The sequence below is a fragment of the Bacteroides sp. An322 genome, assembly GCF_002161765.1.
GTDB classification, from domain to species: Bacteria; Bacteroidota; Bacteroidia; order Bacteroidales; family Bacteroidaceae; genus Phocaeicola; species Phocaeicola merdavium.
Map to the genome: position 1 here is coordinate 138799 of NZ_NFIN01000001.1, position 25429 is coordinate 164227.

Genomic DNA, 25429 nt, shown 5'->3' on the forward strand with positions numbered 1-25429 from the left:
TTTTATTGGCTAATAGAAACAGGCTGGCGCATGGCGGATACGATTTTCACCGCTTCCGAAGCGGCTTTTACATCATGCACACGCAAGATAGCGGCACCTTTCATCAAAGCAATGGCATGAACGGCTGTCGTACCGTTCAAGGCTTCTTCCGGTCCCCCTCCCAGCAGTTTATAAATCATGGATTTGCGCGATACACCGACCAGCACAGGAAGTCCGAACACACTGAATTCCTCTAACTGGTTCAACAATGCATAATTATGGGCTAACGTCTTTCCAAACCCGAAGCCTGGGTCGAGAATGATGTCTTTTACGCCCAAATCACGCAAACGTTGCACCTTCTCCGAAAAATAGAAAAGCACATCTTTCACTACGTTTGCATAATGGGGATGCTCCTGCATAGTCTGGGGAGTCCCCTGCATGTGCATAATAATATAAGGTATACCCAAACGGGCTACTACAGAAAACATATCCGCATCCATATCGCCCGCCGAAATATCGTTTATCAGGGCAACTCCATATTCTTCGGCACACATCCGCGCCACATCTGCCCGGAAAGTATCTACCGATACGATAGCATCAGGAATTTCCCGTCGGATAATATCCAATCCGAAACGCAAGCGCCGCATTTCTTCCTCAGAACTGACATCTGCCGCATTCGGACGCGAAGAATATGCGCCAATATCAATGATACTTCCTCCTTCGTTTACGATTTGGTGCACACGTTCCACAATATCCGCCTCACTCTGCTTGCGGCTTCCGGCAAAAAAAGAGTCGGGTGTCACATTCAATATACCCATAACCTGCGGTTGCGACAAGTCCATCAACCTTCCGTTTATGTTTATCTGATTCGTCATGCTTTGCTTTATTCCCTATTTTTCGTTTTACGTGCGCAAATGTACGCACAATAATTCGTTTTTTTATGTTTTCAAGACGTATTTTTCTTTCAAGCGCAAAGAAGTTTTGCCCCCAACGGGCAAGTTTATAAACGCATACGGCTTCATCGCCTTACGAAGCCTGCTTCGATAGCTGATGAAGCCTGCTTCATCGGACAACGAAGCCTAATGTGTTTTCCTTAAACAATTATTCCCTTTTTTACTTCAAAAATTGAACGGAAAAAGTATCTTTGTCCTTAGAACAATTGTAAAACAATTCAACTATGGAACAGGCGAATATAAAAGGCATTCCCTACGGCGTAGCGAATTTCGAACAAGTAAGAAAAGAAAACCTATACTATGTGGACAAAACGATGTATCTTCCCCTATTGGAAGAAGCTAGTAATTACTTATTCCTCATCCGCCCCGGTGCTGATATCGAAGCCATGCTGACGGAAATGAAGCCATGGTATAACAACTATTGTTTTGCGGAAGAATGCATAAACCAAGAACGCTTGTACAATTGCGACATGGTGCTTTATTATTTGCGTCATCAAATCTTATACAAATGTTCCCCAAAGGAAATGGTGGACAAGAACATCCGTACCGACTACAAGAAGTTGAAAATGCTGGCAGACATCGACCGAGGCAACCAGCGGGAAAACCGCATGAGCGTCATCGAAGAGATAGCCGCTACGGGGTCTATAGTGATGAACCTGAAGACATCTTTCCCTGCCGAATACGTGACTGACGATGACAACTTCCGAAGTCTACTTTATTATTATGGTCTGCTCACCATGAAGAAGAATATAGGAAGAAGAATCGAAATGACCATACCGAACAACTGCATAAAGGAACAGTATTGGAACTTTATGAGAGACTTCTTCAATAAGAGTGTTACAATGAACATAGCCTACCTGCAGGACCAGATGGACCTAATGTCTTTTGACGGAGAATGGAAACCTCTGCTCACCCGAATCGCCACGGCATACAAGGAAAACTCATCCGTGCGCGACAGCATCTTGGGCGAACACAACCTACAAGGATTCTTTAAGGCATACCTTGCCCTGAACGGACTTTATTTAGTAGAACCTGAAATTGAACTGAACTATGGATACAGCGACTTCCTGATGTTGCCCGACAAAGCGCGCTATCCAGATATAGCGCACAGCTACATCATGGAACTGAAATACGTAAAGCCCACCGCATCGGATGCCGAAATAGAGGAAAAGAGCAAAGAAGCCGATGAACAGTTAAAGAAATACAGCCAGGACAAGATTGTCATACGACTCTGCGAAGGCACACAACTCCATCTGCTAAAGCTCGTATTCCGAGGTGCAGAACTAGCTGTATGCATAGAAAACAATCCAAGTTAATGTCATAAAAATGCGAAGAATAGCTTACAAGGCAAAGTAAGTGCATTGCGTTTGAAAAGGCAATTAAGTAGGCAAATCGCGACGTTCAAATAGCATAAAAAAGTCAAATAAAAACCGCTTATTCATGCAGTATTCCGCCCCATTCCGCATTTACCAAGAAAACGATGAAATCTATGAAAGATTCACTCACACTACGGAAACGGTTGGGGCTGGAAATCAACCGCAAACTGACCGACAACCTGATAGCGGCGCATCCGCTGAGGCAATTGTTTTGGGAATGTACTTTGCGATGCAACCTGCACTGCCGCCATTGCGGAAGCGACTGTAAGAAAATAGCCGGCTATCAGGATATGCCGAAAGAAGACTTCCTGCGGGTGCTCGATAACATAGCTGCCCATACCGACCCGCACAAAGTATTCGTCATCCTGACCGGAGGCGAGCCTTTGGTACGCGAAGACTTGGAAGACTGCGGACGGGCAATCTACGAAAAAGGATTCCCTTGGGGAATGGTAACCAACGGATTGTATCTCACTCCCGAACGGTTAGAAAGACTGCTACAGGCAGGCATGCACACGGCTACCGTCAGCTTGGACGGGTTCAAGGAAGAGCATAACTGGATGCGCGGGCATCCGCAAAGCTTCGACCGTGCCACGGCAGCTATCCGTATGTTAGCTGCCCTGCCCGGATTCGTGTTCGATGTAGTGACTTGCGTCAACAAGCACAACTACGCTTACTTGGAAGAACTGAAGCAATACCTCATCGGCATCGGGCTGAAACGCTGGAGGCTGTTCACCGTATTCCCCGTAGGACGAGCAGCACACGATGCCGAACTGCAACTCTCTCCCGAAGAGTTCCGCGGAATGTTAGAGTTCATCAAACGTACCCGCCAAGCCAAAGAAATCCATATCAGCTACGGATGCGAAGGATTCTTGGGCAGCTACGAAGGCGATGTGCGCGACCATTTGTTCAATTGCCAGGCAGGTATCACCGTCGGCTCGGTACTGATAGACGGGTCTATTTCTTCATGCCCCAGCATCCGTGCCGACTATCATCAGGGCAACATCTATCAAGACGACTTTATGGACGTATGGGAAAACCGTTTCCACCCCTACCGCGACCGTGAATGGATGCGGACAGGCGAATGTGCCTCGTGCAAGTACTTCCGCTACTGTAGAGGAAACGGCATGCACCTACGCAACGAGAAAGGCGAACTGCTGTTCTGCCATTTACATAAACTGAACCAAAAATAAAACCAAGCGTATGAAAACAAACAAGCTGATGATGCGCCTTCTTTCGGGCGCACTAATTGCATTGGGATTCACCTCATGCGAAGATATGGAGGATGAATACGGATCTCCATCAAGGGATTTTCAAGTGAAAGGTGTAGTGACTGATGAAAACGGGAAGCCCATCGAAAACATTCGGGTCATCATTCGGGATGCCTACGAATATGGGTACAACCCGGATACGACCTACACCGATGCGCAAGGGAATTTTTCCAGCAACGTCATTCGTGATTACGGCTTCGTCAACGAACAGACAGCCTATTTCGATGATGTGGATGGAGAAGCCAACGGAGGTGCTTTCCAATCGGACAGCACCAGCCTGAATGATATACCATCCAAGCAAACCGAAAAAGGAGACGGAAGCTGGTATCAAGGCAAATACGAGTTCGAAGTGCAGCAAAAGCTGAAGAAAGAAGAAACCAATTAATACATAGCCTATGAAAACAAACAAATTGATGACGCGCTTCCTTTCAGGCGCATTGGTCGCATTGGGATTCACCGCCTGCGACAATGAGACTACAGATGACGTTTATCCGTTAGAATACGGCAGTCCGTCCGTAGATTATCGGGTGAAAGGCATCGTAACCGATGAAGCGGGAAACCCCATTGAAAACATCCGGGTCATTATCCGGAATGCGTGGGACAATACCCCTAACCCTTATGCCGATGATACGGTTTATACCGACAAAGGAGGAGCTTTTGCCAATGAAATGACCGGAACTGTAGGCATCGACAAGCAGAAAGTCTATTTTGATGACGTAGACGGCGAAGCCAACGGAGGGCTATTCCAATCGGACAGTACAAACATCGCCGATATGGAAGCTACACTCGTCGAAGAAGGGCACGGGAGCTGGTATCAAGGCAAATACGAATTCGAAGTGCAGAAGAAACTAAAGAAAAAAGAGGGTGTATCAAAATAGAAATAAGCTTTCATTTTGTCATCCTGAACGGAGTGAAGATTCTCGAATACACAAGCTGATGCACACGAGATTCTTCGCTATGCTCAGAATGACATTACTTTTTGATAGGCAATTTTCATTTTGAGACACCCTCTACCGAATGTTAAAAACACGACTGCCCACATAGACTGATGCGAGCAGCCTCTTTCTCAATACATGCATTCACGATTACAATCTACTTAGAACTGGAAGTAAATGAAAGGCTGGATGTCGCTGCTCTTTACTTGAATCACAATGAATATCAAAGCAATGACCAGCAATGCCTGACCGACCAAAGGAAGGCGTACCACTCCCCTACTACACGTATCCTGCCAACTGTCGGGCAACCAATGAAGCACATAACCCACGCCCATCAAGGCAAACACTTTCCAATATCCCGTAACCAACTGCATGAACAGTTCGGGATGGAAAGACGTGAAGATTTGACGTATCATGGTCTGCGAACCTTCGAAAGTCGTATTGCGGAAGAATATCCAGCAGAAGCAAACGAAATGGAAAGTCAGGATGACCGCAAAGAATTTCTTAATGCCCGTACTGCGGTAGGTCTTCGGACGATGCAACAAGCTGCGCAAGAACTTATGGATAGCCAATGCCGCACCGTGCAATCCGCCCCAAAGGATGAAGTTCCACGATGCTCCGTGCCACAATCCGCCTAACAGCATCGTCACAATCAAATTGATATACGTACGGATTTTCCCTTTCCGGTTGCCGCCCATCGAGATATACAGGTAGTCGCGCAACCACGTAGAGAGGGAAATATGCCAACGGTGCCAAAAGTCGGTCACACTGTCCGACTTGTAAGGCGAATTGAAGTTTATCGGGAAACGGAAACCCAACAACAAGGCAAGCCCGATAGCCATATCGCTATATCCGGAGAAATCACAATAAATCTGCAAGGCATAACCATATACTCCAAACAAGTTTTCAATGCCCGAATAAAGCCCCGGATTATCGAAGATACGTTCCACGAAGTTAATGCTGATGTAATCGGAGATGACCGCTTTCTTGAACAAGCCGCTCACGATAAAAAAGATTCCCTGCCCGAACATCTCGTTCGTCACCGTCAAAGGCTGACGTATCTGAGGCACAAAATCACGGGCACGGACAATCGGTCCCGCCACTAACTGCGGGAAGAACGACACATAGAAAGCATAATCCAACAGGCTGGACAACGGTTTCAAGTCGCCCCGATAGACATCCAACGTATAGCTTAACGACTGGAAAGTGAAGAAGGAAATACCCACCGGAAGGAAAATGTCGAGCGCTTCGAAATGTCCGTTCCATAGCGGGCAAAGCATCTCGTAAAAGAAATTGGTGTACTTGAAGTAGCACAACAAGCCTAAATTAATGCACAAGCTGGTCACGACCAACAGTTTCCGTTTCCAATGCGCAACGGTATGCACCATTTGCCGGGCAAGCAGGAAATCGCTCACCGTCACGATGCCCAACAAGAAGAAATAAATGCCGCTGCTCTTATAATAGAAGTAATAAGAGAACGCCGTGACGAACAGCAAACGCGCCGTCATCTTCTTCTGCAACAATGCATAAACCAAGCTAAATCCTAAAAAGAGGAACAAAAACAGCCCGCTATTGAATATCATCGGTTGCTGAGGGTCGTAGGTCAACACCTCAGCCAACTTACTCCAATCTAATTGCCACATAATCGTTGTATGCCTTTATAAATGCTTCGTGAAGCAATAACCCTTGTAATATATATCCTTCTCTCGTGAAATGAATTTTATCCCGTTGGAAAAGATTTGCACCGTTCCAGTTCAGGCAAGCGCAGCTCTTTCCTCCGACAATATCGTATAAATCCCAAACGGCAATCCCATTCTCACGGGCAAACTTCAGTTCGTTGTTTACCACCAAAGGTGTCCTCGGATTGATGACCCGCGGACCGCGTCTTCCGTTTCTTACGTATGCACCCGGAGGCGTAGTCAGCAGGAAAGCCGCATCGGGACACGCTTGTTTCAATGCAGACAGCATCGTTTTCAGGGCTTCTGTATGTTCCGAAGCCGAATAACGCCGCCCGTGTGCCTCGTTGGTGCCGAAAGAAACAATCACCAAATCGGGATGCAAACTTGCCACCTTTTCCAAACGTTCGGGCGTGGAATACGAAGCGCAAGTGGCTCCATTCACTCCCAAGATATGATAAACCACTCCAGCCCTGCCCGTCTCTACCGCCAATCCCGAAGTCTGGTAAGACACCGGAAGGTCCTCGACCGCCTTTGCCCCGAAATCATCTTCCAGACAACGGCGCATCACATACGGAAAGACATGCCCACGCACATGAGAATCGCCGATATGCACAATCCGTACCGGACGGTCTAACCGCTTCAGCTTCGTCCAAAAAGACGCTAAAGAAGCCGTCGGATCCATCAAAACATTATCTGTAGTCTGCAAGAATTGCTCCGGCATCGGATTGTCTACGGCTATAAACTCCATCAGCCGGGTCATTTCCTCACTGGAATAAATCGGTGCCGAATGCCTGTCCGGTTTGGGCTGAATGGGTAAAGTATCTTGCGCGTATGCCCATTGCCCTATCAGAAGGAGCAGCGTCAGAATATATTGTAACCTATTCATTCTCATAAGCCTTCCGTTTCTCATGCTGTTCCATTCCGTACACCAACGACTCAAATAACAATTCAGCCAAATGTTTTCCTCCTCTGAAATTGATATGGGTATAATCGTAATTTGCCATTTGAGGTTTGCTCTCCACTAACTTCACCATGCTTCCTTCGCCTCCCATAGCTTGGTAGAGGTCCCAAAAAGCGATGTGTGTTTCGGCTGCCAATGCCTGTTGGTAACGCACCAGATTCTTCACTCCCGGCATCGTACGCAAATTTCCAGCCTCATCCTTCGACTCGCGGTCGCCGATGCTGACCAGCAGAATGGAAGCTTGAGGAAAAGCCTCCTTCAAGTGATTGATGACCCGTACCATGTCGGATGTATAATAACGGTAGTTCGTGATGCCTTCCGATGCCACGTTCAGTCCGTATTGCAAGACAATCAAGTCGTATGTCCGCAAGCGGTTATAAGCCTTCAATACCGGCATCGGCACCCCGCCTAACTGCTGGCCGCTGCTGCCCCGCGTACTGAAATTATCTACAACCACTCCGTCGCTTCCATCCATGGTCACGCCATAACAAACGGCAGCAGAATCGAATCTCTCAACCGTCCATTCCACATTCCGGATATTCCCGCTTACCGTAGCCACCTGCAAGGCACCGTTGCCGGGGAATGCATACGAAACCGTATCGCTTTGATTCGTCACGGCAGACAACCAAATAGAATCGGAAGCCACGAAGAAGAAAGAAGATTCATCGCATGACTCCAAATGAGAAGCATACACTCGTTGCCCCTTCAGCGCAACCTTTGCCCCGGCAGAAGGGACATAATAATGATTGGACAAATCCTGTAGCTGGCGGTTAAAACCGATAGAATCTGTCACGGAATGCGATTGCCAACCCGAAAATTCATGCCGCACCGTAGGACGGAAACCGGCAATACGAGAAGTTATCGGCACATAACCGACCCCGCATCCGCCGAAACGCGACTGAAGCATCGCACGCAAATCGGCAGTCAATATATCGCCCTCGATAAACGAATCGCCGAAATAAGCGATGCGCACCGGACGGCGGGAAGAAGCACGCTGCGCCAAAGCGTCATAAAAACGCGACATTCCACGCATAGTCGAATCGGAATAATCTTCGATGCAAACCATGCCGGTCTTGCAGGTATCTACAAACACCGGCTTGACCACGGGAAGCAACTCCAACGAATCGGAGTCACACAACACTTCCTCTACAGGCTCCGGACGCAGGTCGGACAACAAATCGACCTTGCGCAACGTGTACCCGTCAACTTTCAGCGTAGGAAGAAAATACATCGCCAATAAGCCGCCTGTCACCAACAAAGCGAAAACAAACGTGGCTGTCACTTTATTTTTCATCGTTCTTTACTCTAAAAACGCGGCAAAGATAACAGATTTTCAGGAGACAGGCATAGAAACTACTCATAAAACTTCCCAACAGAGCGTTAGCATAAGAAGATGCTTGCCCCGCTCCCCGATTTTCTTTATCTTCGCAAACAACTTCTAAAATAACGAATATGATCACCGAAAAAGACGCTATTGATTTAATCAACCTTGCTGAAAGCTTGGAGATAAATGTTTTCATCGACGGCGGATGGGGCGTGGACGCCTTGCTGGGCGAACAAACACGGGAACATCAAGACATTGACCTGTTTGTGGAGGAAAGACAGGCGGCGCGTTTCATCCATGCCTTGCACCAAGGGGGATTCAAGGAGCGAACCGAAGCCTACTCCACGCCTAATCATATCGTTTTTGCAGATGCGGATAGGCGGACAGTGGACCTGCATTTGTTTAATTATGACGCAGATGGCTGCATTGTCTTTGAAGGAGAAACTTATCCGGCGGATACGTTCAGCGGGGAGGGTTATATCGGCAAGAAGAAAGTGTCCTGCATCCCTCCGCAGGCACAAGTCGCTTTCCATACAGGATATGCTTTTGATGACAATGATATCAGAGATGTGCTTGCCTTATGCCGCCGTTTTCATCTCCCCGTTCCAAATGAATATCTGCCTTATGCAGATTAATCCTAAATCTCCTAAATGACTTCTTGCCCACGTCAAAAAATCTTCCAATCCGCCCCGACAACCGCCGTCCCCAGCGGGGACAACGCTAAAAATTTTCTGTAAGCATCGTCCCCGGCGGGGACAGTGCTAAAAAACTTCTGTAACCTCCGTCCCCGCCGGGGACAGCATTAAAAATTTTCTGTAAGCGTTGTCCCCGCTGGGGACGGAGTTAAAAAACTTCTGCAACTATTGTCCCCGGATTTGGCTGGCTGCTCCGAAATCGCTATATTTGCGTTAACCAAAATTTTAATTGTATGAAAAAGATTGTTACATTAAACGTCAAGCAACTTCGCACCGAAGAATGCTCGGCTATCTGAAACTCGTCCTCGCCGAGACTGAAAACCTGCCGAGCGAAGAACCCCCATCTATCCTCACCACTTCCGTAAACACATATACGGATAAATTCAACGGCTACGACACTGCATTGAAAGCGTCAGCTGTAAATCCTGCCACCGTTTCGGTGACCGCGACTGATGCGGGACGCGACGATGCGTGGCGCGGGGCGAATGCCTACGTGAAGGCGATGTGCAACCACCCGACCGCTGACGTGGCAAGCGCGGCTGCCGAGGTGAAGTCGCTCTTCGACAAGTACGGCGACCCGACATCGCTGGCGCAGACCGAGGAAAGCGGCGTATTGCACAATCTCTTACAAGACTTGGAAGCGTTCGATTCCTCGAAACGCACTTTGCTTGCTCTCGATGTGTGGATTACCGACTTGAAAACGAAAGAAGAAGCGTTCCTTGCCGCAGCCGCCGCACGCACGGAAGCCGACGCAGCCCGTCAGGTGGGCATCGTGAAGGAAACGCGCACCGCAGCCGAAGCCGCCTACCGCTCGTTGGTAGATACGGTGAACGCGCTGGCGATGATAAACGGCGATACGGATTATGCCACCTTTATTGACCACGTGAACGCGATGATTGAGCGTCAGAAAGCTATCTCGAAGGCTCGCTCCACGCGGGCGAAGAAGGAGGACGAGGAAAAACCGTCGCTCTGATATTCAGAAATAAATCAATAGGGAAAAGGAGGTTGTATCGGTTTGAAACGACCTCCTTTTTGTGTGCTGTATCTCCGTGTTTTATGTTTTCCACAGAAAATCCACGAATCGTGAAAATATCCCGACGCATTATGTAACGCCTTTCCGCATCAAGCCGTGTAAATTTGCGACATCAACAAAAAGACAATGGATATGAAAGAAGTAAGATTAAACAATGGTGTCGAAATGCCCCTGATGGGCTACGGCGTCTGGCAGATTGCTCCCGCGGAATGTGAGCAATATGTATCGGAAGCCTTGAAAGCCGGATATCGCTCTATCGATACGGCTCAGGCTTATTATAATGAGGAAGGCGTGGGCGAAGCCATCAGCAAAAGCGGCATTCCACGACAGGAATTGTTCCTGACTACCAAAGTTTGGATAAGCAATGCGGGTGAAGAGAAAGCGGCACGAAGCATCGACGAGTCGCTTCGCAAACTGAAGACAGACTATATCGACCTGCTGCTCATCCACCAGCCATTTGGTGATTACTACGGAACTTATCGTGCCATGGAAAAGGCATACAAGGCAGGAAAGGCGCGTGCTATCGGACTGAGCAATTTCTACGATGCCCGTTTCGTGGACTTGGCTGAAAATATGGAAGTAAAACCTGCCGTAGTACAACTGGAGACGCACGTTTTTTCCCAACAGGTAAAGATGCGTGAGTTGATGAAGGAATACGGCACACGCCTGATGGCTTGGAGTCCGTTGGCGAGAGGGATGAACAACCTCTTCGGCAATGAAATGCTGAAAGAGATTGCCGACAGGCACGGCAAGGACATCGCCCAAATCTGCCTGAAATTCCTGACGGATGAAGGCATTATCGTCATTCCTCAATCCACCAAGCCGGAACGCATAAGAAGCAATTTTGCTCTTGATGATTTCGAACTGACGGACGATGAACAGAAAGCCATCCGCCGTTTGGATGCGGGACATCCTTTTGCAGCCGACTTCAATGACCCGGCATTGGCAAAGTATCTGCTTGGCTATGACAAGCAATTCAATCCCAATAACCAGAAATAAGAAAAAGAGGGTGTCTCAAAATAGAAATAGGCTTTCATTTTGACACACCCTCTTTTCAATATCAGATGAACCGCTCTGTTTAGTGGATAATACCCAACTTAGACGATTCCACAAACTGAATGATGTTATCGATTTCCTTGCTATGCGGAACCTGTTCGCGGATTCGGATTAACGCATCGTGTTGTGAAGTATTCGCCTTATACAGGATGCGGTATGCCTGCGCAATGTGCTTAATCAAGGTTTCCGAGAAACCGAAACGCTCCAGCACAATCGTATTGATGCTATAGAATTCAATCGGTTCGTGAGCCGCTACGATATAAGGAGGAATATCACGCACGAAACGGCATCCGCCTTGTACTACCGAGAAACTGCCCAAACGGGTATTGCCCTGCATCAATACATTCGATGTCAGAATCGAATAGTCATAAATAGTACAGCAACCTGACACTTGCGAGCCATTACCAATGATGCATTTGTTGCCGACTGTCACATCGTGCGACAAACGTGCACCTGTCATAATGAAATTTCCGTCACCGATAGAAGTCTCATGATCGGCGTGTGTACCACGGATAATCACAGCATTCTCACGAATCACGTTGTTATTGCCGACACGTGCAATGGTATCTTCACCTTTGTAAGCAAAGTCCTGCGGAACAGCCGCAACGACTGCTCCCTGATAAACTTTGTTTCCGTTCCCCATGCGCGTACCGCTCATCAAGCTGGCGTAAGGCATGATTTCATTGTCATCGCCTATCTCTACATTCTTGTCGATATAGGCGAACGGATGTACCGTTACATTGTTGCCTATCTTTGCAGACGGGTCAACATAAGCTAAAGGGCTAATCATAGTTGTTCATATTTTAAGGTTAGTATTACTGTCTGCCTCCACCCAATGCACTATACAGGTTGATGACAGCCTGCATACGCTGGAAGTTATCAGAAACTTCAGTCAGTTGCGCGCTCAACAAGTTCTGTTGTGCCGTCAGGATTTCCAAATAAGTAGCGTCTCCGCTTTGGAACAAGGCTTTGGTATAAGTCACCGCCTTATCCAATTGATCTACCTGATTGCGGTCGTGACCCAACTTCTCGTTCTGAGTATCATACAGGTGAAGCGCGTCGCTCACTTCCTGACCTGCTTCTAAGATGGTCTGCTGGTAATTCATACGAGCAATCTCCTCTTCAGCTTTCGAAACTTTCAAGTTAGCCACCAACTTACCGTTATTAAAGATAGGCTGTGCCAACGAAGCCAATGCCTGAAACATGAACTCAGCCGGATTAGCAACCGAAATTCCTGAACCATTGGTCCAACCTGCAGTACCCGTGATGTTCAATCCCGGATAGAATGCTGCCCGTGCCTGATTGGTCGTATAATATGCACTTGCTAAAGTCATCTCAGCAATCTTCACATCCGGACGGTTTTCCAATAATTGCAAAGGAACGCCCACTGTCAAGTCTTCCGGCATCACCTGCTCATCCAACGTATTACGATCTATCGGTTGAGGAGCTTTCGCCAACAATACACAGAGTGAGTTCTCTGTTTCACGCACTTGACGTTGCAGGTCAAGTAATGAAGCCTGTACTTGAGAATAAGCCGCACGCATCTGAGCTACAGCAGCTTCGGTAGTCATACCGGCAATCTTCATGGCTTCCATCGTACGCACGTTCTCCTTATAGATATCTACCGTCTGACTGGTAATCTCCACCTGACGGTCGAGCATCAACAAAGAATAATACATATTCGCAATGCCACAGATGATTTGCGAACGCACAGCTTGTTCAGAATATTGACTTTGAAGATAAGCCACTTTCTGTCCACGCTTTGTATTCAGAATCTTACCAAAGAAGTCAAGTTCCCAACTGGCTGCAACCGGAAGCGTATAAGCTTTTACATAACTTCCTCCGTCCATGCTGGTTGCAGTTCCCTGCGGAGCCAAATTGATAGAAGGCAAATAAGATAATTTGGCAGCAGTAAGCATTACTTTTGCCTCTTTCACCCGAAGGGCAGCCGCCTGCATATCCACATTGTTAGCCAATCCTTCTTCAATCAACGCCTGCAGCTTGGCATCGCGGAACACTTCCTGCCAAGGCAGGTTTCCCATATTCGTTGTATCGGTCGCAGCCAATGTATCCGTAGGCGAAACCGGGTCACGGTAGATGCCCGAGGCATCTATCGTTTCCGGACGGTCGTATGATTTATAGATGTGGCAGCTGCTCATCATAGCAGCTACACACACGATTCCTATTATTTGTTTCTTCATTATCATCTTATTTAGTAGGAGTATACTGTTCAATTTCGGATTCAACTTCGCTTTCGTCCAAGCTATCCCATTCCATCGGTTTAACCTTTTCTTGCAACCACTGGAACACCACGAACAAGATAGGCACGATGAAAATCTGGAAAATCATACCGATTAACATACCACCGATAGCAGAAGCACCCAATGTACGGTTACCGTGGGCACCTACACCGAAGGCGAACATCAACGGAAGCAAACCGATAATCATTGCCAAAGAAGTCATCAAGATAGGCCGCAGACGGGCAGAAGCACCAAGGACAGCCGCCCAAGAGATACTCATGCCTTGCTTACGGCGGTCGAGCGCGAACTCTACAATCAAGATGGCATTCTTAGCCAACAGACCCATCAACATAATCAACGCAATCTGCATATAGATGTCGTTCGACATAGTTCCCAATACCATCTTCAATGCCGGGATGCTGCCCAATGCCGAGAATCCGTTGACAAACAAGAAGCTACCCAACAGACCGCAAGGAATAGAGAGCAACACAGCCAATGGCAACAAGTAACTTTCGTACTGCGCACTCAGCAACAGGTAAACGAATACCAAGCAGAGTACGAAGATGATTCCGGTTGTATTGGTAGTCTGAGCCTCTTCACGTGCCATACCTCCCAACTCGTAACCGAAACCGGCAGGCAAGTTATCGTTAGCCACTTCGGCAATCGCCTGCAAAGCCTGACCGGAAGAGTAACCGGCAGCCGGAGAAACCATCACCTGAATAGAGGTATACAGGTTGAAACGGCTGATGACATCCGGACCGTAAATCTTCTTCAACGATACGAACTGCGAAATCGGTGCCATTTCACCGTCGCTGCTGCGTACCTTGATGCCGTTCAACGATTCAAGATTCTTCGTAGCATCGGGTTCTGCCTGAATCATGACACGGTACATCTTACCGAAGCTATTGAAGTTTGAAGCGTAAATACCGCCGAAGTAACCTTGCATCGTGGTCAAGATGTCGCTCGGGCTGATACCTGCTTTCTTACAAGCAGCCGCATCGATATCCAACTGATATTGCGGGAAGCTCGGGTTGAAGTTGGTAGAAGCCGAATTGATTTCCGGACGTTCCTGCAAAGCGGCAATGTAATCATTTACCACTTGGAAGAAGTGATCCAGACTACCACCGGTCTTATCCTGCATGTTCAACTCGATATCGGTTGAAATAGAATATCCCGGAATCATCGGAGGAGCGAAGAACAATACCTGCGCATCCTTAAAGAGTTTCTGTGAACGCATGAACAACGTGGCGACCACAATATCCGAACTCTGCTGCGTACTTCGTTCTTCCCAGTCTTTCAGCTTGATAATGATAGAACCGTAAGAAGGTCCCTGACCGCTACCGATGAAACTAAATCCGGAAATCACGGTACGTGACTGAACAGCTGGTTCGGCTGCAATCAGACTGTCCACCTGTGCCAACACTTCACGCGCACGTTCTTGAGAAGTACCGGGAGGCAAAGTCACCGAACCCATGATGGTACCCGTATCTTCATTCGGAATCATACCGGTCGGCGTAATGCTCATAAAGACAACCAGCAAAGCAATCGTACCGGCAACCAATCCCATAGACAGCCAACGCTTGTGGATAAAGAACACAACACGTTTCTTGTACTTGCCCAACAACGAATTATACGACTTGTTGAACGAAGCCTTAAACTTATCAGTCGTCATGCCGGCAAAAGCCAAGATAGCGATGATAATCATCAGCACGCAGATTACCGGATGTTCTTCGAAACTGAATAGACCGAAAATCATACCCAAAATGGCAACTATTGTAAAGAGAATGACAATCTTCGGATTCATCCACTTGCCAATCGCATCGGTATAACGTGCCACCATAATCTTACGAGATTCCTTATAGGCTGTACCCATGCGTTCTTTCAACGTAGCCTCTGAATTGTGCGGCTTCAAGAACAAGGCACACAGTGCCGGAGAAAGCGTCAAGGCGTTCAAAGCCGAGAAACCGATAGAGATAGCCATGGTCAAACCGAACTGTTGGTAGAACGTACCAGCCGTACCGCTCATGAAACTTACCGGGATAAACACGGACATCATCACCAAGGTAATGGAAACGATAGCGCCACCCAATTCGCTCATGGCATCGATAGAAGCCTCACGGGTCGACTTATACCCTTGGTCCAACTTGGCATGGACACCCTCGACGACGACTATGGCATCGTCGACCACTATGGCAATCGCAAGCACCATTGCAGACAGGGTCAGCAAGTTGATACTAAAGCCGATTAACTTCAAGGCGAAGAAGGTAGCAATCAACGCTACCGGGATAGCAATCGCCGGAATCAACGTAGAACGCATATCCTGCAAGAAGATATACACCACGATGAACACCAAGATAAAGGCTTCAATCAAAGTCTTGACTACCTCATGGATAGAAGCGAACAAGAAGTCGTTAGCACTCTGTGCAATATTGATACCCAAACCTTCGGGGAGGTTCTTTTCATAATTGGCAAGCACCTTTTCCAAATTGGCAATAGTTTCCGTCGCATTGGTTCCCGCCATCTGGTAGACAATACAAGATACCGCCTTGTGACCGTTTACTGTATTGTTGAAGTTATAAGTCAAACGGCCCAATTCCATCTCAGCTACATCTTTCAAGCGAAGCAATTCACCGTTCGGCAACGATTTGATAACGATGTCACCAAATTCGGTTTCGCTCGACAAACGTCCCTTGTAACGGATGGTGTACTGGAACGACTGGTTACCGCGTTCACCAAATTGTCCCGGAGCGGCTTCCACGTTCTGTTCTGCCAATACTCCCGTAATGTCGCTCGGCACCAACTTATATTGTGCCATCACGTCCGGTTTCAACCAAATACGCATAGAGTAGTCGGTACCCATCACATTGGCATCACCCACACCACTTACACGCTTGATTTCCGGAATCAAGTTGATACTTGCGTAGTTTTCGAGGAACTCGATGTTATATTTATCCTCCTTATCATATACGGAGAAAATCATCAACATGGAAGTCTGACGTTTCATCGTAGTCACACCGACTTTGGTTACTTCGGCAGGCAACAGACCTTGTGCCTGAGTTACACGGTTCTGTACGTTGACCTGCGCCATATCCGGGTCAGTACCTTGATTAAAGTACACCGTGATACGTGCCGAACCGTTGTTAGTAGCGGTAGACTGCATGTACATCATGTTTTCCACACCATTGATCTGGTCCTCCAACGGAGAAATCACAGAGTTCAATACGGCTTGCGCATTGGCGCCCGTATAAGTCGCGCTCACCGAAACGGTAGGAGGCGCGATGTCCGGATATTGGGTAATAGGCAGTGTGGCAAGTCCGATGATACCCAAGATTACCAACAAGATAGAAATAACGGTTGATAATACCGGACGGTTAATAAATTTATCTAGTCTCATTCTATATATACCTTATTATATATAACGATTCAGGTTTATCAATTAAATGCTGTAGCCAAATTTCCTTCACGCTGGTCTTTCAAAGCTTGCTGGTATTTGGCTTCCTTCTGTGCCGGGGTAATCGGAGTAATCTTCATACCGTCGTTCAAACGGGTTACGCCTTCTACCGCAATCTTATCGCCCGACTTCAGACCATCAAGCACAATGTAATTCTTTCCGTCGTTCAGATTCGAGATTTGGATTTCCGTGTATTTCACGGTGCTGTCCGGTTGTAATACATACACGAACTTCTTGTCCTGAATATCTACCGTAGCCGACTGCGGAACCAGCAATACGTTTTCCATAGTGTAAGGGAAGATGACATTCGCCATACCTCCGCTTCGCAAAATATTCTGCTTGTTCGGGAAAATGGCACGCATACTTACCGAACCGGTAGTCTGGTCGATAACACCACTCACGGCATCAATCTTTCCTTTTTCTGCATAGATGCTTCCGTCAGCCAATTCCAACTGCACTTCCGGCATCTTTTCCAATTGTTCTTTCAATGTGCCGCCCGCTCTGGTCAGGTTCAGCAATTCTTTCTCAGTCAAAGAAAAATACACATACATATCACCGATTTGAGACACCGTGGTCAACGGTTCTGCAATGGATGCGCTGACCAATGCGCCGATACGATACGGGAATGTACCGATAACGCCGTCCGAAGGACTGGTCACCGTGCAGAATCCCAAGTTCTGCTTAGCAGCTGTATACGAAGCTTCCGCTTGAGCTAGGCTTGCTTTTGCTGTCAACAAGTTATTAACAGCTGTCTGATATTCAAAATCACTGATAATCTTTTGCTCGTGCAGCATTTTCTTGTTGGCTTCCGTTTCGGCCAAAGTCTTCAAATTCGCCTTTGCCGATTCCACTCCGGCAGCAGCTTGATCGAAAGCAGCTTGATACTGAGTCGGGTCGATTTGGAACAACGCCTGACCTTTACGAACCGTTGCGCCTTCGTCTACACACAACTTCACAATGAATCCTGATACTTGCGGACGTATTTCGATATCCTGCAAACCTTTGATAGTCGCCGGATACTTCGTCACTTGGTTACTGGAAGTCGCGGTAATCTCTTTTACCGTGAACTCATTGTCACCCATTTGACCGCTTTGACCGCCACATGCAGTCAATACCGATATACCCAATGCCATAAGGGCTATCCGGCTAGAAGAAAAACTTCTGTTTTTTTTCATGCTCATATTCATATAATATAACTATTAGTGTTTTCTAACTTGCTTTTGATTACGAAAAATGATAAACGCACTTGTTTTTAGCAGTGCAAAGATAGAAAAAAAAATCACACCTAAGGAGGGGCGTTTAACTAAGTATAACCATAAAATAAAGAAGTTATTACATTTAGTCCTATTATTCCGACCAATTGACAAATCTTACCGACCAAATAAAAAAGCAAATTCAACAATTTACAGTTTTTTAAGCTGAAAAATCGTCTATTTGTTATTTTATTCCTACATTTGCACAGCACATTAACGATAAATCTATAAGAAGATGGTGAAAATAACAAAAGAAGCTGCCTTGCTCTACCATTCGCAAGGCAAACCAGGTAAAATTGAGGTCGTTCCGACCAAACCCTATCAAACCCAACGTGATTTGTCTTTAGCTTATTCTCCCGGGGTGGCAGAACCTTGTTTGGAAATCCAGAAAGACCCTGACACCGCATACGACTACACAGACAAAGGAAACTTGGTAGCGGTTATCTCAAACGGAACTGCCGTTTTAGGATTAGGTGATATCGGTGCCATGAGTGGCAAACCGGTAATGGAAGGTAAAGGATTGTTGTTTAAGATTTATGCAGGCATCGATGTTTTCGATATCGAAGTCAACGAAAAAGATCCGGATAAATTTATCGAAGCGGTAAAAGCGATTGCCCCGACATTCGGAGGTATCAATCTGGAAGATATCAAAGCTCCTGAATGTTTCAAAATAGAACAACGTCTGAAAGAAGAACTGGATATTCCGGTCATGCACGATGACCAACACGGAACTGCCATTATTTCAAGCGCAGGCTTACTAAACGCATTGGAAGTAGCAGGCAAGAAAATCGAAGATGTAAGAATCGTTGTAAACGGAGCAGGAGCGTCTGCCATCTCTTGTACAAAACTTTACATTTCATTAGGCGCACGGTTGGAAAATATTCTGATGCTGGACAGCAAGGGAGTCATCACCAAACAACGTACCGACCTGAACGAACAGAAAAAATACTTCGCTACAGACCGTACCGATGTACATACTTTGGCTGAAGCCATCAAAGGTGCCGATGTATTCTTAGGCTTGTCAAAAGGGAATGTCCTTTCACAAGACATGATACGCAGCATGGCTGACCACCCGATTGTATTCGCCCTTGCCAATCCGACTCCGGAAATCTCTTACGAAGACGCCATGGCGTCACGTCCCGATGTATTAATGTCTACCGGACGCTCCGACTATCCGAACCAAATCAACAACGTTATCGGTTTCCCGTATATCTTCCGTGGAGCACTTGACACCCGTGCCACCGCTATCAATGAAGAGATGAAACTGGCTGCAGTACGCGCCATTGCCGGACTGGCAAAGAAACCGGTACCCGATGTCGTAAATAACGCTTATCACGTAAATAACCTGACATTCGGTCCTGATTACTTCATCCCGAAACCCGTAGACCCGCGCTTGATTACCGAAGTGTCTATGGCTGTAGCCAAAGCTGCAATGGATTCGGGTGTGGCACGCAAACACATTACCGACTGGGACGGATACAAGAATCATTTACGCGAATTGATGGGACAAGAAAACAAGCTGACCCGCCAATTGTATGAAACAGCACGCCAAAATCCGCAACGTGTTGTATTTGCAGAAGGTATCCACCCCAATATGCTGAGAGCTGCAGTAGAAGCTAAATCCGAAGGCATCTGCCACCCGATTCTGTTGGGTAATGAAGAACGTATCGAAAAACTGGCAAAAGAATTGGATTTAAGCTTGGAAGGCATCGAAATCGTCAACTTGCGTCATGACCGTGAGGCAGAACGCCGCGAACGTTATGCACGTATCTTGAGCGAAAAACGCGCCCGCGAAGGTGCTAACTACCAAGAAGCCAACGATAAGATGTTCGAACGCAACTATTTCGGTATGATGATGGTAGAGACCGGCGAAGCAGATGCTTTTGTAACAGGTCTGTATACTAAATATTCTAACACCATTAAAGTTGCCAAAGAAGTCATCGGCATCCAGCCTGAATATAAACACTTCGGCACCATGCATATTTTGAACTCAAAGAAAGGGACTTATTTCATCGCCGATACGCTTATCAATCGTCATCCCGATACAGATGCATTGATTGATATAGCCAAATTGTCTGCAAAAGCAGTCCGTTTCTTCAACCAAGAACCGGTTATGGCAATGCTTTCTTACTCAAACTTCGGTTCCGACCAAGAAGGAAGTCCGGCTAGAGTACATGAAGCTGTAGCTTATATGCATCGTGAATTCCCTGATTTGGCAATCGACGGTGAAATGCAAGTGAAATTTGCATTAAACAACGAACTTCGTGACGAGAAATATCCGTTCACCCGCCTGAAAGGCAAAGAAGTCAACACATTGGTATTCCCGAACTTGACTTCAGCTAATGCCACTTACCAACTCATCCAAAACATGAGTGAGACAGAAGTGATTGGCCCGATTCAAATGGGGTTGAACAAACCGATTCATTTCACCGACATCGAAAGTTCTGTACGCGATATTGTAAACATCACCGCTATCGCCTGCATCGATGCCATTGTAGAAAAGAAGTTGCATAATCAAGAATAAAGGATTTATGCTTTCCTTATAAACGCAGATTAACACAGATTTATGCAGATTAATTAAAACAAAAGACATCCGCGTAAATCTGCGTTAATCTGCGTTTCTTTTATCAATATAATAATCCAACCATCATGCGCAAACCCCTTACCACTTCACAATGTGTCGTGCTTGCCTTGTTTTGGGCGGCACTTTGCTTTATTGTCCTTACTTCCAGCCCGCAAATTGACGGCATGCTTATCCTTACGATACTCATTTCGGGCGCTTTGGTGTTCATTCCTATTGTCAAAGCGTTAAAAAAGGGACGAAACAAGTAGTCATTTCCACACAAAAACAAAACAAAAACAGCTTTTTGATGTTTTTTCTTCAATTCCCTTAGTAAATTGTTGCACAAATAAAAAATAATCTATACTTTTGCCACATCAAACAACAGCGAAAATAATTTATAACCTCTAATAATTTAAAGAATGAATGCAGCTAAAGTACTGGAAGATCTGAAAAGAAGATTTCCGAATGAACCTGAGTACCACCAGGCAGTAGAAGAAGTGTTAGGTACAATCGAAGAAGAATACAACAAACATCCCGAGTTCGATAAAGTGAATCTGATTGAACGTTTGTGTATTCCAGACCGTGTTTATCAGTTCCGTGTGACCTGGATGGACGATAAAGGCAACATCCAGACTAATATGGGTTACCGCGTACAACACAACAACGCCATTGGTCCCTACAAAGGCGGTATCCGTTTCCACAGTTCTGTAAACCTCGGCATCTTGAAGTTCTTGGCTTTCGAACAAACATTCAAGAACTCATTGACTACACTCCCGATGGGTGGTGGTAAAGGTGGTTCAGACTTCTCTCCGCGTGGTAAGTCAAACGCTGAAGTAATGCGTTTCTGCCAAGCTTTCATGTTGGAATTGTGGCGTCACATTGGTCCTGAAACCGATGTTCCTGCAGGCGATATCGGCGTAGGCGGACGTGAAGTAGGCTATATGTTCGGTATGTATAAGAAACTGACCCGCGAATTTAGCGGTGTATTGACCGGTAAAGGACGCGAATTCGGTGGTTCTCTGATTCGTCCCGAAGCAACAGGTTACGGAAACATCTACTTCCTGCTCGAAATGCTGAAGACCCGCAACATCGACATCAAAGGCAAGACTTGCTTGGTATCAGGTGCAGGAAACGTGGCTCAATATACAGTAGAAAAACTGATTCAATTGGGAGCAAAAGTTGTTACCATGTCCGACTCAGACGGTTATATCTACGACCCGGACGGTATCGACCGCGAAAAATTGGATTACATCATGGAATTGAAGAACCTCTACCGTGGACGTATCCGCGAATATGCAGAAAAATACGGATGCAAATACGTAGCAGGCGCACGTCCTTGGAACGAAAAGGCAGATATCGCCCTTCCTTCTGCTACTCAGAATGAAATCAACGGCGACGACGCGAAAGCATTGATTGCAAACGGTGTATTTGCCGTATCGGAAGGTGCAAACATGCCTTCTACTCCTGAAGCTATCCGCGTATTCCAGGAAGCTAAAATCCTCTACGCTCCGGGTAAAGCAGCCAACGCCGGCGGTGTATCGGTATCTGGTTTGGAAATGACTCAGAACTCTATCAAGCTGAGCTGGAGCCAAGAAGAAGTGGACGAAAAACTGAAGAGCATCATGAAGAACATCCACGAAGCTTGCGTGAAATACGGAACAGAACCCGATGGTTACATCAACTACGTGAAGGGTGCCAACGTTGCCGGATTCATGAAAGTGGCTAACGCCATGATGGCTCAAGGCATTGTATAATCAGCCCGCACATGCGACATATTCCAATCCGGTTCTCTGCAAAGGGGACCGGATTTTTCTTTTTCCTCCTCTTCCCGTCTCTTTTTAACATTCTACTTATCCATACCTATCAGTTATTTCATTACCTTTGCATCCAAATATTTACCAAAAAGACGATTATGAACTTCAGAACATGTGCGGCAGGTTTTCTCCTGTCACTCTTTACCGCTTCGTGTATTCAGGACGAAGTGCCCAATGTAGAAGCAGCTATTGACGGCTGCACCGGAGCGAATATCCAATTAGCAAGTATTGATGCCACACACAAAGAAATTGAAATCTATGTGCTTGACGGCACGGACATATCAAGACAAGAACTGAATTTTACCCTTGCCGACGGAGCAACCATCCAAACCGACGAACAAGAGGCTGGTGACCAACCGCCTTATTACAACTTCAGCCAACAACCATTACGCCGCTTTACCGTAACGTCCGAAGATGGAAACACCCAAGCGACATACATAGTCCGCATCAACAAAATGGAACTTCCAACCCATTTTTCATTTGAAAACCTGCGGGCAACTACTCCTTATCACATATTCTATCTGACCAACGAATCGGGCATCATGCAATGGGCAAGCGGAAATCCCGGATACGAACTGAGCGGTATGGCACTCAACGAACTAGAATATCCTACCACACAACACCCTGTAGGATATAGCGGAAAATGTGTCCGCCTTACCACCAGCGATACCGGTTCTTTTGGCGCCCCTATCGGTATGCCCATCGCAGCCGGCAACTTATTTATCGGCTCGTTCGATGTGCAAAATGCTGTAATGGATCCACTTGGAGCCACCCGCTTCGGCTTTCCTTTTACCAAAAAGCCCGCACGCATCACTGGCTGGTATAAATATAAAAAAGGAGAAACCTTTACAGATGAAAACAAAAATGCAGTAGAAGGGAAAACAGACATGGGCGACATCTATGCGCTTCTTTATGAAGCTCCTACCAGCGACTACACTTTGGCAGGAGACGCACTCCCTCTAGTAGGTGCCATTAACGGAAATATCGCCCTCATGGCACGCATCGACAATATGATAGAAACGGATGAATGGACCTATTTCGACCTACCTTTCGAACCGCAAAATGGCAAGACTGTAGATGCGGAAGGATTGGCAAACGGCAAATACAAACTGGCTATCGTCTTCTCTTCCAGCATCGAAGGAGCTTATTTCCGCGGAGCTATCGGAAGCGAACTATACATAGACGAAGTAGAAGTCATCTGTGAATAAAACAACCTTCAAACATGTAAAACGATATGAAAAAATACATACTTACTCTCGTTGCAATCTTCACGCTTGGTTTTGGTACAGCCCAAGCGCAATGGTCTGAACACAAAGGCTTGATTTGGTCAACCTTACACGGGCTGGAATACGAATTCAAGGCAGGCGTAAACATCGGAGGCACCTCCCCTCTTCCGCTTCCGCATGAAATCAGAAGTCTGGACAGCTACAGCCCAGGGCTTGCTATCACCATTGAAGGAAACGCTACCAAATGGATAGACGAAGCAAAAAAATGGGGCGTAAGCGTAGGACTTCGCCTCGACAGCAAGAGCATGACAACCGAAGCCACCGTAAAAAACTACGGTATGGAAATCCTGAGCGAAACCGGTGGGAAAATCCAAGGATTATGGACCGGAGGCGTAAAGACCAAAGTGAAAATGTCACTCCTCACCGTACCGATTCTTGCCAATTACAAAATAGGTGAACGCTGGAAAATGGTATTCGGTCCCTACTTCTCCTACATGATGGACGGCGATTTCAATGGAAACGTCTACGAAGGCCATCTCCGCACTCCCGATGCTACCGGAAGCCGCGTAAACTTTTCAGGAGACAACATTGCGACATACGACTTTTCGGAAGACCTTCGTCATTTCCAATGGGGATTGCAGTTAGGCGGCTCATGGAGAGCTTACAAACACCTCACTGTACATGCCGACCTTACATGGGGACTGAACGACATCTTCCAAAAGGATTTTGAAACCATCACCTTCGCCATGTACCCCATTTACCTGAACTTCGGGTTCGGATATGTATTCTGAAACATCCTAATCTACAGGCTTAAACATGCCAGTCCTCCCCTAATCCTACTAGGGTAGGACTGCAGTCCTACCCTAGTAAAACAGCAGTACTGCCCCATACCAAACAGCAGTCCTACCGAGGTAGGACTGAAAATTCAACAATTTAACCGTTGTGCCACAAGCGGTTAATTCCTCCAATTATACCGTTGCTCGTAAGCGTCGAACTTAAACTCCACTTCCACCCCTACTTGTTGGGCAACATCCACAATCTGCTGCTGTTCGGCAGGCGAAATCAGCCGCTTACCGTTCCTACGTTCAAAATAAGGATTCCGTCCGAAGTAAGGGATAAGTTTCCACATAAAAGCATTATATTGTTCGGGCAACATCCGCTTCTGCATCTGAGTAAACCCACGGGCAAAATTCACTGGACCCGCATCACGGAAATAAGCACATTGCCCATCCTTCGTACAAAACCGTGGATTTACCACCGTAAATACTTTTACCGTTTCTGCCTGCTGAAGATAAGCCCGATGACGCAAACACCCCTCAGCACAAAGGCATTCCGCCTCCCCGCATAAAGCAAAACCATGCGGAATCTCTAATTTCTGGTTCATTGTATCCTTGTTTTAAGATAAACGAATAAAGGCTTCCCGATGAAGCCGTCTGCGAATGTAATGCTTTTATTTCAAAATCCATGCACAAAGCACTCCAATTTTTCATCCGCCAACACAGTTCTTTCATTTAAAAATATAATGAGTGTCCGCTTTTTATCAAATTATTGGTAGGGGTGTATTGTAGCATTCATTATGCTTTAAATGAAAGAGCCGTGTACTCCATGCAGAAAAATGTACCA

The 25429-nt window shown here is 46.6% G+C and carries 21 protein-coding genes; 12 read left to right on the forward strand and 9 right to left on the reverse strand.

Annotated elements, in window-relative coordinates:
• Positions 1-2 precede the first annotated feature (2 nt).
• Positions 3-854 (reverse strand): dihydropteroate synthase, encoded by an 852-nt coding sequence (gene folP, locus B5F91_RS00525; protein WP_087427177.1) that lies wholly within the window; start codon positions 852-854, stop codon positions 3-5.
• Positions 855-1156: 302 nt separating this feature from the next.
• Between folP and B5F91_RS00530 the strand changes: the two genes are divergently transcribed.
• From B5F91_RS00530 to B5F91_RS00545, 4 genes are all read left to right on the forward strand, one after another.
• Complete coding sequence (locus B5F91_RS00530; RefSeq protein WP_087427178.1) at positions 1157-2248, forward strand: PD-(D/E)XK nuclease domain-containing protein; 1092 nt, start codon at positions 1157-1159, stop codon at positions 2246-2248.
• Positions 2249-2421: 173 nt separating this feature from the next.
• Positions 2422-3498 (forward strand): TIGR04133 family radical SAM/SPASM protein, encoded by a 1077-nt coding sequence (locus B5F91_RS00535; RefSeq protein WP_087427179.1) that lies wholly within the window; start codon positions 2422-2424, stop codon positions 3496-3498.
• 10 nt (positions 3499-3508) lie between these two features.
• The gene (locus B5F91_RS00540; protein WP_087427180.1) at positions 3509-3961 is read left to right on the forward strand and encodes a radical SAM-associated putative lipoprotein; all 453 of its coding nucleotides are present in this window, start codon (positions 3509-3511) and stop codon (positions 3959-3961) included.
• 10 nt (positions 3962-3971) lie between these two features.
• Positions 3972-4454, forward strand: coding sequence for a radical SAM-associated putative lipoprotein (locus B5F91_RS00545; protein WP_087427181.1), 483 nt, complete (start codon positions 3972-3974; stop codon positions 4452-4454).
• Positions 4455-4672: 218 nt separating this feature from the next.
• Here B5F91_RS00545 and B5F91_RS00550 read toward each other — a convergent pair whose 3' ends face one another.
• From B5F91_RS00550 to B5F91_RS00560, 3 genes are read right to left on the reverse strand one after another with little or no spacing between them, the layout of a single operon-like run.
• Positions 4673-6154 (reverse strand): MBOAT family protein, encoded by a 1482-nt coding sequence (locus B5F91_RS00550; protein ID WP_087427182.1) that lies wholly within the window; start codon positions 6152-6154, stop codon positions 4673-4675.
• Entirely contained in the window at positions 6132-7082 is a 951-nt protein-coding gene (locus tag B5F91_RS00555) for a GDSL-type esterase/lipase family protein (protein ID WP_087427273.1), read from the reverse strand. The genes B5F91_RS00550 and B5F91_RS00555 overlap by 23 nt, the downstream gene beginning before the upstream one ends.
• Positions 7069-8445, reverse strand: a complete 1377-nt coding sequence (locus tag B5F91_RS00560) for a hypothetical protein (RefSeq protein WP_087427183.1) — start codon at positions 8443-8445, stop codon at positions 7069-7071. The genes B5F91_RS00555 and B5F91_RS00560 overlap by 14 nt, the downstream gene beginning before the upstream one ends.
• Positions 8446-8603: 158 nt before the next feature.
• On the opposite strand from B5F91_RS00560, the gene B5F91_RS00565 reads away from it, so the two are divergent.
• The 3 genes from B5F91_RS00565 to B5F91_RS00575 all read left to right on the forward strand — a co-directional run bounded on the left by B5F91_RS00565 (position 8604) and on the right by B5F91_RS00575 (position 11202).
• Positions 8604-9110, forward strand: a complete 507-nt coding sequence (locus B5F91_RS00565) for an aminoglycoside nucleotidyltransferase (protein ID WP_087427184.1) — start codon at positions 8604-8606, stop codon at positions 9108-9110.
• 340 nt (positions 9111-9450) lie between these two features.
• Positions 9451-10143: a DUF6261 family protein gene (locus B5F91_RS00570; protein ID WP_239416104.1), complete on the forward strand. Its 693-nt coding sequence runs from the start codon at positions 9451-9453 to the stop codon at positions 10141-10143.
• Positions 10144-10335: 192 nt separating this feature from the next.
• A complete protein-coding gene (locus B5F91_RS00575; protein ID WP_087427274.1) occupies positions 10336-11202 on the forward strand; it encodes an aldo/keto reductase in 867 nt (288 codons plus the stop codon).
• A gap of 79 nt (positions 11203-11281) precedes the next feature.
• On the opposite strand, the gene lpxA is transcribed toward B5F91_RS00575, so the two are convergent.
• From lpxA to B5F91_RS00595, 4 genes are read right to left on the reverse strand one after another with little or no spacing between them, the layout of a single operon-like run.
• Complete coding sequence (gene lpxA, locus B5F91_RS00580; RefSeq protein WP_087427185.1) at positions 11282-12049, reverse strand: acyl-ACP--UDP-N-acetylglucosamine O-acyltransferase; 768 nt, start codon at positions 12047-12049, stop codon at positions 11282-11284.
• A 25-nt stretch (positions 12050-12074) separates the two neighbouring features.
• The gene (locus B5F91_RS00585; RefSeq protein ID WP_204244643.1) at positions 12075-13466 is read right to left on the reverse strand and encodes a TolC family protein; all 1392 of its coding nucleotides are present in this window, start codon (positions 13464-13466) and stop codon (positions 12075-12077) included.
• 1 nt (position 13467) lies between these two features.
• Positions 13468-16893 (reverse strand): efflux RND transporter permease subunit, encoded by a 3426-nt coding sequence (locus B5F91_RS00590; protein ID WP_087427186.1) that lies wholly within the window; start codon positions 16891-16893, stop codon positions 13468-13470.
• A 38-nt stretch (positions 16894-16931) separates the two neighbouring features.
• Positions 16932-18137, reverse strand: a complete 1206-nt coding sequence (locus B5F91_RS00595) for an efflux RND transporter periplasmic adaptor subunit (RefSeq protein WP_087427187.1) — start codon at positions 18135-18137, stop codon at positions 16932-16934.
• 301 nt (positions 18138-18438) lie between these two features.
• Between B5F91_RS00595 and B5F91_RS00600 the strand changes: the two genes are divergently transcribed.
• From B5F91_RS00600 to B5F91_RS00620, 5 genes are all read left to right on the forward strand, one after another.
• Positions 18439-20727: an NADP-dependent malic enzyme gene (locus B5F91_RS00600; RefSeq protein ID WP_087427188.1), complete on the forward strand. Its 2289-nt coding sequence runs from the start codon at positions 18439-18441 to the stop codon at positions 20725-20727.
• Positions 20728-20852: 125 nt separating this feature from the next.
• Positions 20853-21035 carry a hypothetical protein gene (locus B5F91_RS00605; protein WP_087427189.1) on the forward strand — a complete coding sequence of 61 codons (183 nt, stop codon included), beginning with the start codon at positions 20853-20855 and terminating at the stop codon, positions 21033-21035.
• Between the two features lie 150 nt (positions 21036-21185).
• A complete protein-coding gene (locus tag B5F91_RS00610) occupies positions 21186-22520 on the forward strand; it encodes an NADP-specific glutamate dehydrogenase (protein ID WP_087427190.1) in 1335 nt (444 codons plus the stop codon).
• Positions 22521-22678: 158 nt separating this feature from the next.
• Positions 22679-23788, forward strand: coding sequence for a PCMD domain-containing protein (locus B5F91_RS00615; RefSeq protein WP_087427191.1), 1110 nt, complete (start codon positions 22679-22681; stop codon positions 23786-23788).
• A gap of 26 nt (positions 23789-23814) precedes the next feature.
• Positions 23815-24597 (forward strand): porin family protein, encoded by a 783-nt coding sequence (locus B5F91_RS00620; RefSeq protein ID WP_087427192.1) that lies wholly within the window; start codon positions 23815-23817, stop codon positions 24595-24597.
• 164 nt (positions 24598-24761) lie between these two features.
• Here the strand turns inward: B5F91_RS00620 and B5F91_RS00625 are convergent, their stop codons facing one another.
• Positions 24762-25190 carry a DUF6078 family protein gene (locus B5F91_RS00625; protein ID WP_087427193.1) on the reverse strand — a complete coding sequence of 143 codons (429 nt, stop codon included), beginning with the start codon at positions 25188-25190 and terminating at the stop codon, positions 24762-24764.
• Positions 25191-25429 lie beyond the last annotated feature (239 nt).

Bases quoted from the DNA above. Each gene is read 5' to 3' on its own strand.
- folP (WP_087427177.1), bottom strand. From the start codon at position 854: ATGACGAATCAGATAAACATAAACGGAAGGTTGATGGACTTGTCGCAA.
- B5F91_RS00530 (WP_087427178.1), top strand. From the start codon at position 1,157: ATGGAACAGGCGAATATAAAAGGCATTCCCTACGGCGTAGCGAATTTC.
- B5F91_RS00535 (WP_087427179.1), top strand. From the start codon at position 2,422: ATGAAAGATTCACTCACACTACGGAAACGGTTGGGGCTGGAAATCAAC.
- B5F91_RS00540 (WP_087427180.1), top strand. From the start codon at position 3,509: ATGAAAACAAACAAGCTGATGATGCGCCTTCTTTCGGGCGCACTAATT.
- B5F91_RS00545 (WP_087427181.1), top strand. From the start codon at position 3,972: ATGAAAACAAACAAATTGATGACGCGCTTCCTTTCAGGCGCATTGGTC.
- B5F91_RS00550 (WP_087427182.1), bottom strand. From the start codon at position 6,154: ATGTGGCAATTAGATTGGAGTAAGTTGGCTGAGGTGTTGACCTACGAC.
- B5F91_RS00555 (WP_087427273.1), bottom strand. From the start codon at position 7,082: ATGAGAATGAATAGGTTACAATATATTCTGACGCTGCTCCTTCTGATA.
- B5F91_RS00560 (WP_087427183.1), bottom strand. From the start codon at position 8,445: ATGAAAAATAAAGTGACAGCCACGTTTGTTTTCGCTTTGTTGGTGACA.
- B5F91_RS00565 (WP_087427184.1), top strand. From the start codon at position 8,604: ATGATCACCGAAAAAGACGCTATTGATTTAATCAACCTTGCTGAAAGC.
- B5F91_RS00570 (WP_239416104.1), top strand. From the start codon at position 9,451: ATGCTCGGCTATCTGAAACTCGTCCTCGCCGAGACTGAAAACCTGCCG.
- B5F91_RS00575 (WP_087427274.1), top strand. From the start codon at position 10,336: ATGAAAGAAGTAAGATTAAACAATGGTGTCGAAATGCCCCTGATGGGC.
- lpxA (WP_087427185.1), bottom strand. From the start codon at position 12,049: ATGATTAGCCCTTTAGCTTATGTTGACCCGTCTGCAAAGATAGGCAAC.
- B5F91_RS00585 (WP_204244643.1), bottom strand. From the start codon at position 13,466: ATGATAATGAAGAAACAAATAATAGGAATCGTGTGTGTAGCTGCTATG.
- B5F91_RS00590 (WP_087427186.1), bottom strand. From the start codon at position 16,893: ATGAGACTAGATAAATTTATTAACCGTCCGGTATTATCAACCGTTATT.
- B5F91_RS00595 (WP_087427187.1), bottom strand. From the start codon at position 18,137: ATGAATATGAGCATGAAAAAAAACAGAAGTTTTTCTTCTAGCCGGATA.
- B5F91_RS00600 (WP_087427188.1), top strand. From the start codon at position 18,439: ATGGTGAAAATAACAAAAGAAGCTGCCTTGCTCTACCATTCGCAAGGC.
- B5F91_RS00605 (WP_087427189.1), top strand. From the start codon at position 20,853: ATGCGCAAACCCCTTACCACTTCACAATGTGTCGTGCTTGCCTTGTTT.
- B5F91_RS00610 (WP_087427190.1), top strand. From the start codon at position 21,186: ATGAATGCAGCTAAAGTACTGGAAGATCTGAAAAGAAGATTTCCGAAT.
- B5F91_RS00615 (WP_087427191.1), top strand. From the start codon at position 22,679: ATGAACTTCAGAACATGTGCGGCAGGTTTTCTCCTGTCACTCTTTACC.
- B5F91_RS00620 (WP_087427192.1), top strand. From the start codon at position 23,815: ATGAAAAAATACATACTTACTCTCGTTGCAATCTTCACGCTTGGTTTT.
- B5F91_RS00625 (WP_087427193.1), bottom strand. From the start codon at position 25,190: ATGAACCAGAAATTAGAGATTCCGCATGGTTTTGCTTTATGCGGGGAG.